The organism is Streptomyces sp. cf386, from assembly GCF_900103585.1.
Lineage (GTDB): Bacteria > Actinomycetota > Actinomycetes > Streptomycetales > Streptomycetaceae > Streptomyces.
This window is the reverse complement of record NZ_FNHV01000002.1, coordinates 251,479-265,666: the sequence shown is the minus strand read 5'-3', so window position 1 is coordinate 265,666 and position 14,188 is coordinate 251,479. Positions and strand designations below refer to the sequence as shown.

Genomic DNA, 14,188 nt, shown 5'->3' with positions numbered 1-14,188 from the left:
GCACGCCGCCCCCACGTAGAGAGAGCGTCACACGCGCCCGATAGCCTTCGCCCATGACCATGCAATCCGTTGTGCGACGCCGCCGCGCGCTCGCCGCCGCCGGCGCCGTTTCCGCCGGACTGCTCGTCCTGTCGGCCTGCGACAAGCCGACCCCGCTGGCCACCATCACCGTCGGCACCTCCTCCGTCCACGCGCAGGCGACCTGTGGTGGCGAGGGCGACGCCCTGAAGACCGCCGACCTGGCGAAGTGCCTGCAGGACAAGGGCATCGAGTCCATCAAGGTCGACCCCGACGAGACCGTGCGCTTCGGTGTCGACCCGGAGATCGCGGACGAGGGCTGGACCATCCTCATGAACGGCCAGCCGCTCACCGACTCCAGCACCAAGACCTACCGCACCGTCCCGGGCAGCGTGTTCTTCAACGCCCAGTACGGCGCCAGCGGCGACTCGACGCTGGTGTCGATCAAGGAGGGCGAGCAGGACGTGACGGGCCTGTGGTCCTTCAAGCTCAAGAAGGACAGCTGATCGCTGCCGCTCGGCTTCGTGTGCTCGTGGCCACCGCGGTCCCTGCGGAGAGGGACGCGGTGGCCCGAGCGCTCCCGGTGCCCGGCGCCGACCTGATCGCCGTCGGCGTGGGCCCCGCCCGGGCCGCCGCCGCCACCGCCACGGCGCTCACCACCGCCGCCCTGGAAGGCGCCCCTTACGGCCTGGTCGTCTCCACCGGCATCGCCGGCGGTTTCGCGCCCCACGCCCCCGTCGGCTCCCTCGTCGTCGCCGACGAGATCACGGCCGCCGACCTGGGCGCGGAGACCCCCGACGGCTTCCTACCGGTCACGGAGCTGGGCTTCGGCACCGTCACCCACCGTCCGCCGGAAGCACTCGTACGAGAGATCGCGACCGCCACCGGCGCACGCCCCGGCGCCGTCCTCACCGTCTCCACGGTGACCGGCACCGCCGTCCGCGCCGCACAGCTCCGTGAGCGCCACCCCAGCGCCCTGGCCGAGGCGATGGAGGGCTTCGGCGTCGCCGAGGCCGCGGTCGTGCACGGGGTGCCCGTGCTGGAGATACGCGCCGTCTCCAACCCGGTCGGCCCCCGCGACCGCGCCGCGTGGCGCATCGGCGAAGCGCTGGCCGCGCTGACGGAGGCTTTCGGGAAGCTCGCGCCCGTACTGGAGAGTTGGAACCCACATGACCAGTGAGCAGCCCTTGCGGATCGCGTACTCCCCCTGCCCGAACGACACCTTCGTCTTCGACGCCCTCGCCCACGGCCGCGTCCCCGGCGCCCCCGCGCTCGACGTCACGTTCGCCGACATCGACATCACCAACGGCATGGCCGAGCGTGGCGAGTTCGACGTGCTGAAGGTGTCGTACGCCGTGCTGCCGTACGTCCTCGACGAGTACGCCCTGCTGCCCTGCGGGGGTGCGCTGGGCCGGGGTTGCGGGCCGCTGGTGCTGACGCGGGAGGCGGGAGCGGACCTCACCGGCCGTAGGGTCGCGGTGCCGAGCGAGAGGTCGACGGCGTATCTGCTGTTCCGCCTCTGGGCCGCCGACACCCTCCCCGCCGGGGTCGGCGAGATCGTGGTCATGCCCTTCCACGAGATCATGCCCGCCGTGCGGGACGGGAAGATCGACGCGGGACTCGTCATCCACGAGGCGCGTTTCACGTACCAGAACTACGGGCTGCACAAGCTCGCCGACATGGGCGAGCACTGGGAAAACACCACCGGCCTGCCCATCCCGCTGGGCGCGATCATCGCGAAGAGGTCGCTGGGCGCGACGACGCTGACACGGCTGGCCGACTCGATCCGCACCTCCGTACGCGCCGCCTGGGACGACCCCGAGGCATCCCGCCCGTACGTCATGGAACACGCCCAGGAGATGGACCCGACCGTCGCCGACCAGCACATCGGGCTGTACGTCAACGAGTTCACGGCCGGTCTCGGTGAGGACGGCTATGCGGCGGTGCGGGGGCTCCTCACACGTGCGGCGGCCGAGGGGCTGGTGCCGCCCCTCGGCCCGGATGCGCTGGAATTCCCGTAATCAGGTCTGACGGGTCTATACGTCGAGCTGGTCGGCGACCGCCCGCAGCAGGCCGGCGATCTGCTTTCCGGCTGCCTTGTCGGGGTAACGGCCCTTCTCCAGCATCGGCGTGATGTTCTCCAGGAGGGTCGTCAGGTCCTGGACGATCGATGCCAGTTCGTCCGGCTTCTTGCGGGTTGCGGCCGCGACCGAGGGGGTCGGGTCCAGTACGGTGACCGAAAGTGCCTGGTCGCCACGCTGGCCCGCGACCACACCGAACTCCACCCGCTGGCCCGGCTTGAGAGTCTCGACTCCGGCGGGGAGGACCGAGGAATGAACGAAGACGTCACCGCCGTCGTCGCGGGAGAGAAAGCCGAAGCCCTTCTCGCTGTTGAACCACTTGACCTTGCCGGTAGGCACGTCTGTCCTCGTCCTCGTACTCGTCGGAAAACTGCTTCTGAAAACGGCTCTTGATAGCACTACAGCGGGTCGACCATGACCCGCCGGTACCAAGGCTAATGCTCCCCGGGCAGGTGACAAGACGTCGCCCGGTTGTTCCCTCGCGCAGGGAACTACCCTGGTCCGGTGCGTGACAAAACCCAAACGAATTCCGCCGCTCCCGGTGACCGACTGATCCGTGCCGGTGCGGTCCTGTTCTTCATCGGTGCCGTGGCCACTCTGGTCACAGTGGCCCCGTTTCTGCTCGGTACGACGCCCTTTCCGACGTACATGTTCGGACTGAGCATGCTCATGGGCGTCGGATTCCTCGTCGCCGGCGCGGGTGTCTTCCAGTCGATCGCGGCCGGAAGGCGTCAGGCGCGCGGCACTTCGAGGTAGCCGGCGAGCCAGTCCGGGAACTCGGTCAGGTCCGAGAGGACCACGTCGGCGCCGAGCGCGCCCAGTTGGTCGGCGTTGAACGGCCCGGTCGCCACGGTGACCGACAGGGCGTCGGCCGCGCGGGCGGCGCGGATGTCGCCCTCGTGGTCGCCGACGTAGACGCGCGCGTCGTGCTCGCGCAGGGCCGCCGCCTTCTGCTCGGCCCACAGGTTTCCGATGACCGCGTCGGGCTGGATGCCGAGGTGCTCCAGGTGCAGCTTGGCGTTCGGCTCGTACTTGGCGGTGACGACGATCGCGCGTCCGCCGGCGTTCCGTACGGCGGCGATCGCCTCGCGGGCGCCGGGCATCGCGGGGGTCGCGGCGATGGCGATCGTCGGGTACATCTCGCGGTACTGGTCGGCGATGGCCGCGACGTGCTCCGCCGGGAACCAGTTGATCAACTCCTCTTCCAGCGGCGGCCCGAGGCGGGTGATCGCCAGGTCGGCGTCGATGTACGTTCCCGTGCGCTCGGACAGTGCCGTGTAGCAGGCGTGGATGCCGGGGCGGGAGTCGATGAGGGTCATGTCGAGGTCGAAGCCGACGGTGTGCTGCGGCGGGGTTGAAGAGGCCATATGTGCCATTGTGCCCAGGCCTGCGGCGGGGCAGACGGTGGGTGGGTGTGATGTGCACCCAGTGGCTCGGTTGTGTGCGTTGTACGGCGGGTGCGGGTGAGTGGGGGCTGGTCGTGCAGTTCCCCGCGCCCCTTAGGTCTGCTTCTGTGAACGCCAGACGATGAAGAGCGCCGATGCCACCGCCGCCCCCTTCAGCACCCACGGCCACGTCTCGCTGAGCGCCTCGTTCATGTGGCCCTCGGCGATCGGGGCTCCCCAGCGGCCGTTGGTGCGGCCCCAGAGCCAGGTGATGCCGGCCGTGAGGGAGAGGGCGGGGAGGATCACGACCGCCCACTTCGTCTCGGCGTCGGTCAGGCGGCGGGAGCCCCAGGCGATGAGCCAGCCGAGGAGCAGGGCGATGAGGTTGCCGAGGATCGCGCCGGTGACCAGGAGGGCGGCGGCGAGCAGGAGGAGGGGGTTGCTCCAGCGGCCGGTGGGGAGGGTCGGGCGGGCCAGGAGGCGCCGGCGACGGGGGGACTCGGTTTCCGGTTCCGGTTCCTCTGCCTTCTCGACCGCGGTCTGGTCGGGCTCCTTCTTCCGCAGCAGCGACTCGTCCTTCGCGGGCGGGCGTCTGAGCATCTCCGGGATCTCCACGCCGCCGACGAATCCCGGGACGTCTTCGCCGGGGCCGAAGGAGCTGCTGTCGACCCGCCACCAGTCGGGCTGGGTCGCACTGCCTCCGAGGTCGGCGGTGCTGGCGAGGTGGGGCGGCGGGGGCGCGTCGTCGCGTGCCGTCGGGGTTTCGGCGGGGCGGGGGCGCGGGACCATCCGGCGCAGTCCCTTGCGCCGCTCCTCGTCGGCCTCGCCGGCCCGGCTCGCCGGCTGTACGGGGACGGAGGTGACCGGCGCCTGGGGGGCGGGGGCGGCCGTGCCTCCGGCGGCCGTGACGACCTCGTCCGGGGTGCCGAGGCGGGAGATGATGCGGCGGACGGCGGCAGGGCTGTCGACCGGGGCCTTGGCGCGGCGCCGGTCGATCTCGCCGCGCAACTCGTTCACCAGGCGCATGCGGGTGGACGACGGCAGCTGTCGCTGCTGGGCCACGTCGCCGACGCGGCTCAGATACTCGTAGACGACCTGGTCGCTCTCGATCCCCACGAAGTCCCCTCCGGGGTGGGTGCGTTGCGTTGGATACCCCGTGGGACGACGTTAGCGCAGGACAGGGTGGGTGGGGTGGGTCAGAGCGGGCGGCACTCCCCCGAGTTCTGCACTTCGGAGCAGAGACCGTGGCCGTGGTCGCGGAGGATGTCGCGGCCGCTCTGCTGGGTGAGGAAGTTGAGGAAGGCCGCGGCGACGGAGCCGGCCGGGGCCTCGCCGTAGGTGTAGGCGAACTCGGTCTGCCAGTAGGGGTAGTTGGTGTCCTCGACGCCTTCCGCGGTCGGTTTCCTGCCGTCGATGGTCGGCTTGACGAGTCGGTCGGCGACCTTGTGGCCGTCGACGGCGGTGACCTCGCTGTAGCCGATGGCGCCGGGGGTCGAGGCGGTCGCATTCAGCATGCTGTCCGTGCTGGAGACCTCGCAGCGGCCGTACTTCTTCGCGTTCAGGGACGCGCAGTCGGTCTCGGTGAACTGGGGCGGTTGCTTGTTGTTCAGGAGTTTGGTGACGAGGGTGCTGCGGGTGCCCGAGCCGGCACTGCGGTTGACGAGCTGCACGGGTACGTCGTCGCCGCCGACCTCGGACCAGTTCTGGACGCGGCCGGCGAAGATCTGGCGTATCTGGCCCAGGGTCAGGTTCTCGACGCCCGCGCCCTTGTTGACGACGAGAGTGAACACGGAGAGCGCGACGGGCTTGGGTATCAGCCGGGGGTGGCCGTCGGAGGCGAGGCCGTCGGAGAAGGCGATGTGGTCGCCGAGGCCCTCGCCGACCTTGATCCCGGCCTTCTCGCCGGCGTTGTCCAGGGCGGTCGCACCGTCTCTGCTGCCCTCGAAGGTGTCGTCCGCGAGGGGGATGGACACGTCCGCCCCCTCGCACCTCTTGAGGTAGTCCGCGGCGGCGGCGCGCACCGCGGGCTCGAAGGCGGTGGAGCCGTGCAGGTGGAGGGTGCCCGCCACGCAGTCCAGCGGGGGCCGCCGGTCGTCGCGCAGGAACAGCGTGAAGGACGCCTGGATGACGACCGCCGCCGTCAGGAAACAGATGCCCCACCAGGCGGGGCGGGAGGCGAACACATGGCTCTCGGTCCTGGCCACCTTGAACCGGAAGTACTTCGCCAGCGGGTCGAACCAGCGCCGGTCGGTGCCGACGGCGCCGATGATGTCCGGCTTGGGGAAGCGCTCGGTGCTCGGGTCGTCGTGCCAGGCCTCCAGTATCACCAGCACCTTGTACTCGGCCCGCCGGGGCAGCTTGGCCTTGGGCAGCTCGATGACGCCCTCGCGCCGGGTCTCGTCGTTGCTGAAGCCGAAGCCCTGGGCGCCGCGCCGGAAGAAGCGGCGCAGCTCGGGCTGGCTCAGCTCGGTGACCACGAGGCCGGCGACCTGGCGGCGGCGGAAGGTGACCCAGATGCCGCTGTGGTCGTGCTCGTCGGTCAGGTAGTCACCGGGTTCGATCGGGGCGGACCCGGCGTTCTCGATCCGCAGCAGGACGAAGGACGGGTCCTTCAGCTGATGGCCGTCGCGCTGCAACTGCGTGAGGATCTCGGCGTGCTCGGACTGGGTGTCGTCCGAGGCGAGCGTGTCCATCTGCACCCGATAGCCGAGCCGCTTGCGGCCGACGACGGCGAACTCCCACAGGAACGCGGCGAGGGGAATCGCCAGACTGACGATGGCGATCCACTGCTCAAGCCGCTCACTCATCGCTGCCCCCCAATTCCCTTGAGCCGTGAAGTAGTTGACCGGGAGCCCAGGGTGACCAGTGGGTATGCGGTGTTGCCAGAGGTGCCGGAATCCTCCGGATGATGTTCATCCGGGGGTCATCTGCGAAACGTTCCGTTCGCCCGTGGGGCGGCGTTCCGGCCGACCGGCACACCCCCTCTCCCGTTGCCCCACCCGCTAACGTGAGCAGGATGAGCGACCCGGCCACACCGCCCCGTTCCCTCGCGGAGGATCTCCGCGTGCGGGACGACGCCTCGCTGTCCGTGCTCCTGCGCAGCCGGCCCGACCTCATCACGCCCGTCCCGACCGACCTCACCCAGCTGGCGACCCGCGCCGGCACCCGGGCCTCCGTGGTGCGCGCCCTGGAGCGGCTGGACCGTTTCGCGCTGCAGACGGCGGAGGCGCTGGCCGTGGCGGCGGACCCGGCGACGTACGACGAACTGCTCGGTCTGATGGCCGGCGACGCGGGCGACCCGGCCGTGGCGGGCGCCCTGCCGCACGCCCTCGGCACCCTGCGCGACCAGGCCCTGGTGTGGGGCGGCGACGACCGGCTGCGCCTGGTGCGCACGGCACGCGAGCTGCTGGTGCCCGCGCCGCAGCACCCGTCGCCGACGGGACTCGGCCCGACGGTGCGGGAGGCCACCGCCGGGATGTCTCCGGGCCGTATCCAGGAGATCGTCACGGCGGCCGGGCTGGCCTCGACCCACGACGCCGTGTCCGCGGTGGCCTCGCTCAGCGCGCTGTTCACCGACCGGCGGCGCATGGCGGCCCTGCTCGCCGACACCCCGGAGGAGTCCCGGGAGGTCCTCTCCCGCCTGGTCTGGGGCCCGCCGTACGGCCAGGTCACCGCCGACCCGGCGCCCCACCTGCGCCGGCTCCTCGACCTCGGTCTGCTGCTGCCGACGACGCCCGGCACCGTCGTACTCCCCCGCGAGGTGGCCCTGCACCTGCGCGCGGGCCGGGCGCACCGCACCACCGAGCCGCTGCCGCCGCCCGTCGAGGCGGCCTCGACGCACCGTCCACAGGTTGTGGACGCGACGGCGGCCGGGCAGGCCTACACGGCGCTGGCGACCGTGGAGGAGCTGCTGAAGGACTGGGACGAGGGCGGGCCGGCCGTGCTGCGGGCCGGCGGGCTCAGCGTGCGCGACCTCAAGCGGACCGCCGTCGCCCTCGACGTGCCCGAGCCCGTCGCCGCCTTCTGGGTCGAGCTGGCCGCCGCCGCCGGGCTGCTGGCCTCCGACGGCGAGGCCGACGAGCGGTACGCGGCGACGCCCGCCTACGACGAGTGGCTGGAGCAGCCCGTCGCGCAGCGCTGGGCCCTGCTGGCGGAGACCTGGCTGACGGCGACGCGTACGGCGGGGCTGGTCGGGGGCCGGGACGCGAAGGACCGTACGTTGTCCACGCTGGGCCCCGGGCTCGACCGCTCGGCGGCGCCGGAGGTACGGCACCGGGTGCTGACCCTGCTCGCCGGGCTGCCGCAGGGGCAGTCCCCGTCCGCCGAGTCGGTCCTGGCCCGGCTGCGCTGGGAGCGGCCGTTGCGCGGCCCTCAGCAGGACGACGACCTGCGCGGCAGGCTGGCCCGCTGGGCGCTGAGCGAGGCGGAGCTGCTGGGGGTGACGGGGCGGGGAGCGCTGTCGGAGGTGGGGCGGGCGCTGCTCGGGGCGCGGCTGCCGGAACCCGTGGCCCAGGAGCCGGTCGGTCCCGGTGACAAGCTCCCGGTACACCACCACGTGGCCTCGCCCCCGGAGCCCCTCTCCCCCGCCGAGCAGGCCGTGGCCACCGCCGCCGCCGTGCGGCTGCTCGCGCCGCTGCTCCCCGATCCGCTCGACCACGTCCTGCTCCAGGCCGACCTGACGGCCGTGGCGCCGGGGCCGCTGCAGCGGCCGCTCGCCGCCATGCTGGACGTGCTCGCGGACGTGGAGTCGAAGGGCGGGGCGACGGTGTACCGCTTCACGCCCGGCTCGGTTCGCCGCGCTCTCGACGCCGGGCGCAGCGCCTCCGATCTGCACGCCTTCCTCGCCGAGCACTCGCGTACGCCGGTGCCGCAGCCGCTGGCGTATCTGATCGACGACGTGGCCCGTAAGCACGGGCATCTGCGGGTGGGTGCCGCCTCGGCGTACGTCCGCTGTGACGACGACGCGGTGCTGAACGAGATCCTCGCCGACAAGCGGGCCGCCGGCCTGCGGCTGCGGCGCCTCGCGCCGACGGTGCTCGCCGCCCAGGCCGATCCGGCCGGGCTGCTGGAGGGCCTGCGCGCGATGGGCTTCGCGCCGGCCGCCGAGTCGGCCGAGGGCGACGTCCTGATCACCCGCGCCGACGCCCACCGCACCCCGCCGCGCACGGCCCCGGAGCCGGTCCCGGACGGTCCGCCGACGCCGGACGCCACGCTGCTGGCCGCCGCGATCCGCGCCATCCGGGCGGGCGACCTCGCCTCCACCACGCCGCGCAAGCCGAGCGCGAGCGCCCCCGCGGTGACCGGCGGCGAGCTGCCCCGGACCACCTCCGCCGAGACCCTCGCCACCATGCAGGCCGCCGTGCTCACCGGCGAGGCGCTGTGGATCGGGTACGTCAACGCCGAGGGCTCCGCGAGTCAGCGGGTGATCGCGCCGGTGCGGGTCGAGGGCGGGTTCGTGACGGCGTACGACCACACCGCGGACGAGGTGCGGACGTATCCGCTGCACCGGATCACGGGTGTCGCCGAGCTGGCGGACGACCAGATCTGAGGCGCCGGGGTCCGACGGCCACCCGTTCGGGTGTACGCGGTGTTCCATGCACGCCACGCCCGGGTTTTCCAACTCTTGGGGGACCTTCCCGGAGTGTCCGCATCGCGTCGCGTGGCGCAGGGCAGCCACCTCGTGTCCTGATCACGCTCAAGTGAGCGCAACAGAGAGGTAGTTGTCCCATGCGCACAGCTCGTCGTCTTGCCACCGTCCTGGCCGCCGCAGCCCTGATGATGGGTGCCTTCACCGCCCCGGCCTCAGCGATCGGCATCGACGTCGCCGGGCTGGTCATCGAGACGCCGCCGGTCTGAGGCGACCGCGGCACACCCATCGGGCCGGTCCCGGCGCCCCCGGGCCGGCCCGCCCTCCGTACTCGCCCTCCGTAGGTGAAAGGCCCTCAAGTCCCCATGCGTTCCAAGCGCCCCGTCCGCACCCGTACCGCCCTCTCCGTCGCCGCCCTCTGCTCGGCCGCCGCCGTGGTCGCCGTCCTCGCGCCCGAGGCCTCGGCAGCCCCCTCCGCGCTGCCGCTGCCCATCGGGCCGCAGGGCGGGGAGTCCCTGATCACCGAGGGCCTCACCATCGAAGGCCCGCTGATCAACAACGTCAGTCTGCCCATGCTGAAGTAGCGCGGCGCATCCGGTAGCTGTCCCCGTCGATCCGTACGACCTCGGCGTGGTGGGCCAGCCGGTCCACCATCGCCGGCGCGGACGGGCCGCCGAAGATCTCGTCCCAGCGGCCGAGCGGACGGTCACCGGTCACGATCAGCGAGGCCCGTTCGTAGCGGTGGGCGACCAGCTGGAAGAAGAGGGCGGTGGTCTCCGCGTCGAAGGGCGTGTAGCCGATCTCGTCGACGACCAGCACGGCGTGGTCGTCGAGCGCGGCCAGCTCCTCGGCGAGCCGCCCGGCGTCCCGCGCCCCGGCCAGCCGGGCGGCCCACGCCGCGGCGGTCGCGAACAGCACCGAGTGCCCGGCCTGACAGGCCCGCACGCCGAGGCCGACGGCCAGATGCGTCTTGCCGGTGCCGGGCGGGCCGACGAAGACCACGTTCCGGCGGGCGGCGACGAAGTCCAGCTTGCCGAGCCGGGCCACGACCTCCCGGTCGAAGGAGCGCGGGTGCTCGGAGTCGAAGTCCTCCAGCTGCTTCCGGGCGGGGAATCCGGCGGCCCGCAGCCGCTCCTCGGCGCTCGGCTCGTCCTCGCGCGAGGTCGCCTGGGCCGGCACGAAGACCTTCTCGGCGGGCTCCTCGGGAGCGTGCTCGCGGTGCGTCTGCTGATGGCCGCGCTCGGACTGCGCGGCCATCGGCCCCGACATGTAGGCCAGGATCGCCGCCGAGGCGATGAACGCCATGTGGATCACCGTGCCCCACAGCAGCGAGTGGTGCGAGGTGTGGTGGACGTCCACGAACATCTGGAGCAGATGGACCGAGGAGATGCCCACGATGGCGGTGGCAAGCTTGACCTTGAGCACGTTGGAGTTCACGTGCGAGAGCCATTCCGGCTGGTCGCGGTGGCCCTGCAGGCCGATGCGCGAGACGAACGTCTCATAACCGCCGACGATCACCATGATCAGCAGATTGGCGATCATCACGACGTCGACCAGCTTCAGCACGGCGAGCATGACGTACGTCTCGGTCGCCTGACCGCTCACGCACCGGAGAATTAAGGTCCACAGCTCGTTGAAGAACTTGTAGACGTACACCCCCTGGGCGGCCACGAGGCCGAAGTAGAGCGGGGCCTGCAGCCAGCGGGTGGCGAACAGGGCGTACCCGAGTGTGGTGGTCGTGGGGGACGGGTCACTGCTGATGGGCTGCACGGTCGGCATTCTTCGCAGCCGCCGCCGTCCAGGTGAAAACCACGTCACTCACAAGAATGAAAAGACATCCTGTAGGACTCCGGAATCGATCAGGCACACTGGACGTTTGGCCGGGTGGTCTAGCGGAAGGGCTGACGCACGTGAACGGACCACTGATCGTCCAGTCGGACAAAACCCTGCTCCTGGAGGTCGACCACGAGCGGGCCGACGCATGCCGTCGGGCGATCGCCGCGTTCGCCGAGCTGGAGCGGGCGCCGGAGCACATCCACACCTACCGGGTGACCCCGCTCGGCCTGTGGAACGCGCGCGCGGCCGGGCACGACGCCGAGCAGGTCGTGGACGCGCTGGTGACGTACAGCCGCTACCCCGTGCCGCACGCCCTGCTGGTCGACATCGCCGACACGATGGACCGCTACGGCCGACTGACGCTCTCCAAGCACCCCACGCACGGCCTCGTCCTCACCACCACCGACCGCCCGGTCCTGGAGGAGGTGCTGCGCTCGAAGCGGATCGCACCGCTCGTCGGCGCCCGCATCGACCCGGACACCGTCGCCGTGCACCCCTCCGAGCGCGGTCAGATCAAGCAGACGCTGCTGAAGCTGGGCTGGCCGGCCGAAGACCTCGCCGGGTACGTCGACGGCGAGGCGCACCCGATCGAGCTGCGCGAGGACGGCTGGGCGCTCAGGCCGTACCAGAAGCAGGCCGTGGAGAACTTCTGGCACGGCGGCAGCGGGGTCGTGGTGCTGCCCTGCGGCGCCGGGAAGACCCTGGTCGGCGCCGGGTCCATGGCGCAGGCGAAGTCGACCACGCTCATCCTCGTCACGAACACCGTCTCGGCCCGGCAGTGGAAGCACGAGCTGGTGAAGCGGACGTCGCTCACCGAGGAGGAGATCGGCGAGTACAGCGGGACGAAGAAGGAGATCCGCCCCGTCACCATCGCGACGTACCAGGTACTGACGACGAAGCGGAAGGGTGTCTATCAGCACCTGGAGCTCTTCGACTCCCGCGACTGGGGCCTGATCCTCTACGACGAGGTGCACCTGCTGCCCGCGCCGGTCTTCAAGTTCACGGCGGACCTCCAGGCCCGCCGCCGTCTGGGCCTGACCGCGACCCTGGTCCGGGAGGACGGGCGCGAGTCCGACGTGTTCTCCCTCATCGGCCCCAAGCGCTTCGACGCGCCCTGGAAGGAGATCGAGGCGCAGGGCTACATCGCGCCCGCCGACTGCGTCGAGGTCCGGGTCAATCTCACCGACGCCGAGCGGCTCGCGTACGCCACCGCCGAGCAGGAGGAGAAGTACCGCTTCTGCGCGACGACCGACACCAAGCGGAAGGTCACCGAGGCCATCGTCCGCAGGTTCGCCGGGCAGCAGATCCTGGTCATCGGCCAGTACATCGACCAGCTCGACGAACTGGGCGAGCATCTGAACGCCCCCGTGATCAAGGGCGAGACCTCCAACGCCCAGCGCGAGAAGCTCTTCGACGCCTTCCGGGAGGGCGAGATCAGCGTCCTCGTCGTGTCCAAGGTCGCTAACTTCTCCATCGACCTGCCGGAGGCCACGGTCGCCATCCAGGTCTCGGGCACCTTCGGCTCGCGCCAGGAGGAGGCACAGCGGCTGGGGCGGGTGCTGCGGCCGAAGGCCGACGGTCACAAGGCCCACTTCTACTCGGTCGTCGCCCGCGACACGATCGACCAGGACTTCGCCGCCCACCGCCAGCGCTTCCTGGCGGAGCAGGGGTACGCGTACCGCATCGTGGACGCGGACGAGATCCTGGCGGAGGGCTAGCGGAGGGCGGCGAAGAACCGGGCTGGACCAGGCTGCACGGCCTAGAAGAAGGCGTGGTACTCCATCCAGCCCTTGGTGCTGCCGTGCTTGGAGTAGTACCAGTCACCGCCCTTGGCGGTGCAGTACACGGTCACGTTGCTGCCCGCGAACACGGACTTCTTCACCGTGGAGCTGAAGCTGGGCTTGGCGTACATGTCCGCGTGGTCCCACTGGACGACCTGCAGGGTCTTGTTCCTGATGTTCTTGGTGCAGGACGAGTGCTCCCCCACGGCCGAGGCGCTGGGCGCGGCCACGAGCGTGGCGCCGAGGGCGAGGGCGGTGGCGGCGGTCAGACCGCTCACCGCCCTGCGGAACGGAAGCGACGAGAAGCGCATACAGATTTCCCCGTTTGCTCGATCGAATGAATCGAAGGATTCGGACAACGGCTGATCATGCTGCCACACGCGATGGCGAGCGCCAGGAGGGGGTACGGGGCCGCCAATGCCTGCTGCCACCACGGCAGTTCGAGGTCCAGGGCGCCCTCGTGGGGCACCAGCCACATGGTGCGGGCGGTGAAGACGACGACCACGAGCCATGCCGTACGCAGGCGCCCCTCCGCCAGCAGTACCGCGATCAGCGGCACGCACCACACCCAGTGATGGGACCAGCTGATCGGTGAGATCAGCAGCGCGGTGAAGGCCATGAGGAGGAGGGCGTGGCTCTGCCGGGCGGCCCGCGCGGTCAGCCACAGGCCCGTGAGGGCGACGGCCGCCGCCGGGAGCGCCCAGGCCGGGCCCGGTGCGGCATCTCCCAGGGCGCGGGCGGCCAGGCCCTGCAGGGACTGGTTGTCGACGATCCAGGCCTTGCCGACGCGGTCCGTCTCGTAGAGGCGGCGGGTCCAGAAGTCGAGGCTCGCGGAGGGGAGCGCGAGGGCGCCGAGTACGACGGTCCCCGCGAAGGCCGCCGTCGCCGTGCCTGCCTCCCGGAGGCGCCCTCGCAGCAGCAGGTAAGCGATGAAGATCGCCGGGGTGAGCTTGATCCCGGCGGCGACGCCGATCGCGACGCCCTTCCAGCGGGCGCCCGACGGCCGGGTCAGGTCCCACAGGACCAGGCAGGCCAGGGCGAGGTTGATCTGGCCGAAGAGGAGGGTCTGGAAGACCGGCTCCAGCCAGAGGGCCAGGGCCGTGGCAGCGCAGCGGACCGGGAGGTCGAGGGTCAGACCGGCGAGGCGGGCGGAGAGGTGGATCAGTACGGCGACCAGGAGCGCGTTGCCCGCCAGGAAGGCCGCCTTGAGGACGGCGAACGGGAGCAGTGCCGCCGGGACGAAGAGGAGGGCCGCGAAGGGCGGATAGGTGGCGGGGAGGTGCCACTCGGTGACCGTGAAGCCGTAGAGATCGGCGCCGCCGCGGAGGACGGCTTCGCCTTCCGCCCGGTAGACCAGCGCGTCGGCCATCGGGAGGCGCTGGTGGACGCAGAGGGTGGTGAAGGCGCTGAAGGCGGTGAGGGTGAGGAGGGCGAGGAGAGAAGTCGCCAGAAGGCTGTAGGGAGTTGCGGAATGTGATCGGCGGGTCACGGAGTGACCCT

15 protein-coding genes are annotated in these 14,188 nt (G+C 71.3%); 8 read left to right on the top strand and 7 right to left on the bottom strand.

The annotated features are described in order from the left end of the window. Positions 1–53 precede the first annotated feature (53 nt). From BLU79_RS05425 to BLU79_RS05415, 3 genes are read left to right on the top strand one after another with little or no spacing between them, the layout of a single operon-like run. Positions 54–524, top strand: a complete 471-nt coding sequence (locus BLU79_RS05425; RefSeq protein WP_093904446.1) for a DUF2771 domain-containing protein — start codon at positions 54–56, stop codon at positions 522–524. Continuing rightward, a complete protein-coding gene (locus BLU79_RS05420; protein WP_256333160.1) occupies positions 494–1,198 on the top strand; it encodes a futalosine hydrolase in 705 nt (234 codons plus the stop codon). The genes BLU79_RS05425 and BLU79_RS05420 overlap by 31 nt, the downstream gene beginning before the upstream one ends. Continuing rightward, positions 1,188–2,039, top strand: a complete 852-nt coding sequence (locus tag BLU79_RS05415; RefSeq protein WP_093904445.1) for a 1,4-dihydroxy-6-naphtoate synthase — start codon at positions 1,188–1,190, stop codon at positions 2,037–2,039. Before BLU79_RS05420 ends, BLU79_RS05415 begins: the two co-directional genes overlap by 11 nt. Positions 2,040–2,054: 15 nt before the next feature. Here BLU79_RS05415 and BLU79_RS49755 read toward each other — a convergent pair whose 3' ends face one another. Further along, complete coding sequence (locus BLU79_RS49755) at positions 2,055–2,438, bottom strand: cold-shock protein (protein WP_093904444.1); 384 nt, start codon at positions 2,436–2,438, stop codon at positions 2,055–2,057. A gap of 165 nt (positions 2,439–2,603) precedes the next feature. Here BLU79_RS49755 and BLU79_RS05405 point away from each other — a divergent pair, with 165 nt between their 5' ends. Beyond that, entirely contained in the window at positions 2,604–2,855 is a 252-nt protein-coding gene (locus BLU79_RS05405; protein ID WP_093904443.1) for a hypothetical protein, read from the top strand. Here the strand turns inward: BLU79_RS05405 and BLU79_RS05400 are convergent. From BLU79_RS05400 to BLU79_RS05390, 3 genes are all read right to left on the bottom strand, one after another. Next, positions 2,831–3,475 carry an HAD family hydrolase gene (locus tag BLU79_RS05400; RefSeq protein ID WP_093904442.1) on the bottom strand — a complete coding sequence of 215 codons (645 nt, stop codon included), beginning with the start codon at positions 3,473–3,475 and terminating at the stop codon, positions 2,831–2,833. The genes BLU79_RS05405 and BLU79_RS05400 overlap by 25 nt on opposite strands. A 123-nt stretch (positions 3,476–3,598) precedes the next feature. Continuing rightward, positions 3,599–4,600, bottom strand: coding sequence for a hypothetical protein (locus tag BLU79_RS05395; protein ID WP_093904441.1), 1,002 nt, complete (start codon positions 4,598–4,600; stop codon positions 3,599–3,601). A gap of 80 nt (positions 4,601–4,680) precedes the next feature. Beyond that, positions 4,681–6,291 carry a substrate-binding domain-containing protein gene (locus BLU79_RS05390; RefSeq protein WP_093904440.1) on the bottom strand — a complete coding sequence of 537 codons (1,611 nt, stop codon included), beginning with the start codon at positions 6,289–6,291 and terminating at the stop codon, positions 4,681–4,683. Positions 6,292–6,500: 209 nt separating this feature from the next. Between BLU79_RS05390 and BLU79_RS05385 the strand changes: the two genes are divergently transcribed. The 3 genes from BLU79_RS05385 to BLU79_RS05375 all read left to right on the top strand — a co-directional run bounded on the left by BLU79_RS05385 (position 6,501) and on the right by BLU79_RS05375 (position 9,655). Further along, positions 6,501–9,032, top strand: a complete 2,532-nt coding sequence (locus BLU79_RS05385; protein ID WP_093904439.1) for a helicase-associated domain-containing protein — start codon at positions 6,501–6,503, stop codon at positions 9,030–9,032. A 179-nt stretch (positions 9,033–9,211) separates the two neighbouring features. After that, on the top strand, positions 9,212–9,340 hold the full coding sequence (locus tag BLU79_RS48820) for a hypothetical protein (RefSeq protein WP_093904438.1): 129 nt from the start codon (positions 9,212–9,214) through the stop codon (positions 9,338–9,340). Positions 9,341–9,436: 96 nt separating this feature from the next. Then, entirely contained in the window at positions 9,437–9,655 is a 219-nt protein-coding gene (locus tag BLU79_RS05375; RefSeq protein ID WP_093904437.1) for a hypothetical protein, read from the top strand. On the opposite strand, the gene istB is transcribed toward BLU79_RS05375, so the two are convergent. After that, a complete protein-coding gene (gene istB, locus BLU79_RS49750) occupies positions 9,633–10,850 on the bottom strand; it encodes an IS21-like element helper ATPase IstB (RefSeq protein WP_093904436.1) in 1,218 nt (405 codons plus the stop codon). The two genes, BLU79_RS05375 and istB, sit on opposite strands and share 23 nt — an antisense overlap. Positions 10,851–10,981: 131 nt before the next feature. Here istB and BLU79_RS05365 point away from each other — a divergent pair, with 131 nt between their 5' ends. Beyond that, positions 10,982–12,625, top strand: a complete 1,644-nt coding sequence (locus BLU79_RS05365; RefSeq protein WP_093904435.1) for a DNA repair helicase XPB — start codon at positions 10,982–10,984, stop codon at positions 12,623–12,625. A 41-nt stretch (positions 12,626–12,666) separates the two neighbouring features. On the opposite strand, the gene BLU79_RS05360 is transcribed toward BLU79_RS05365, so the two are convergent. Together BLU79_RS05360 and BLU79_RS05355 are read right to left on the bottom strand one after the other, a co-directional pair. Continuing rightward, on the bottom strand, positions 12,667–12,999 hold the full coding sequence (locus BLU79_RS05360; protein WP_093904434.1) for an SH3 domain-containing protein: 333 nt from the start codon (positions 12,997–12,999) through the stop codon (positions 12,667–12,669). Continuing rightward, positions 12,963–14,177: a glycosyltransferase 87 family protein gene (locus BLU79_RS05355; RefSeq protein ID WP_256333159.1), complete on the bottom strand. Its 1,215-nt coding sequence runs from the start codon at positions 14,175–14,177 to the stop codon at positions 12,963–12,965. Before BLU79_RS05355 ends, BLU79_RS05360 begins: the two co-directional genes overlap by 37 nt. Positions 14,178–14,188 lie beyond the last annotated feature (11 nt).

Bases quoted from the DNA above. Each gene is read 5' to 3' on its own strand.
- BLU79_RS05385 (WP_093904439.1), top strand. From the start codon at position 6,501: ATGAGCGACCCGGCCACACCGCCCCGTTCCCTCGCGGAGGATCTCCGC.
- BLU79_RS05360 (WP_093904434.1), bottom strand. From the start codon at position 12,999: ATGCGCTTCTCGTCGCTTCCGTTCCGCAGGGCGGTGAGCGGTCTGACC.
- BLU79_RS05400 (WP_093904442.1), bottom strand. From the start codon at position 3,475: ATGGCACATATGGCCTCTTCAACCCCGCCGCAGCACACCGTCGGCTTC.
- BLU79_RS48820 (WP_093904438.1), top strand. From the start codon at position 9,212: ATGCGCACAGCTCGTCGTCTTGCCACCGTCCTGGCCGCCGCAGCCCTG.
- BLU79_RS05415 (WP_093904445.1), top strand. From the start codon at position 1,188: ATGACCAGTGAGCAGCCCTTGCGGATCGCGTACTCCCCCTGCCCGAAC.
- istB (WP_093904436.1), bottom strand. From the start codon at position 10,850: ATGCCGACCGTGCAGCCCATCAGCAGTGACCCGTCCCCCACGACCACC.
- BLU79_RS05425 (WP_093904446.1), top strand. From the start codon at position 54: ATGACCATGCAATCCGTTGTGCGACGCCGCCGCGCGCTCGCCGCCGCC.
- BLU79_RS05375 (WP_093904437.1), top strand. From the start codon at position 9,437: ATGCGTTCCAAGCGCCCCGTCCGCACCCGTACCGCCCTCTCCGTCGCC.
- BLU79_RS05390 (WP_093904440.1), bottom strand. From the start codon at position 6,291: ATGAGTGAGCGGCTTGAGCAGTGGATCGCCATCGTCAGTCTGGCGATT.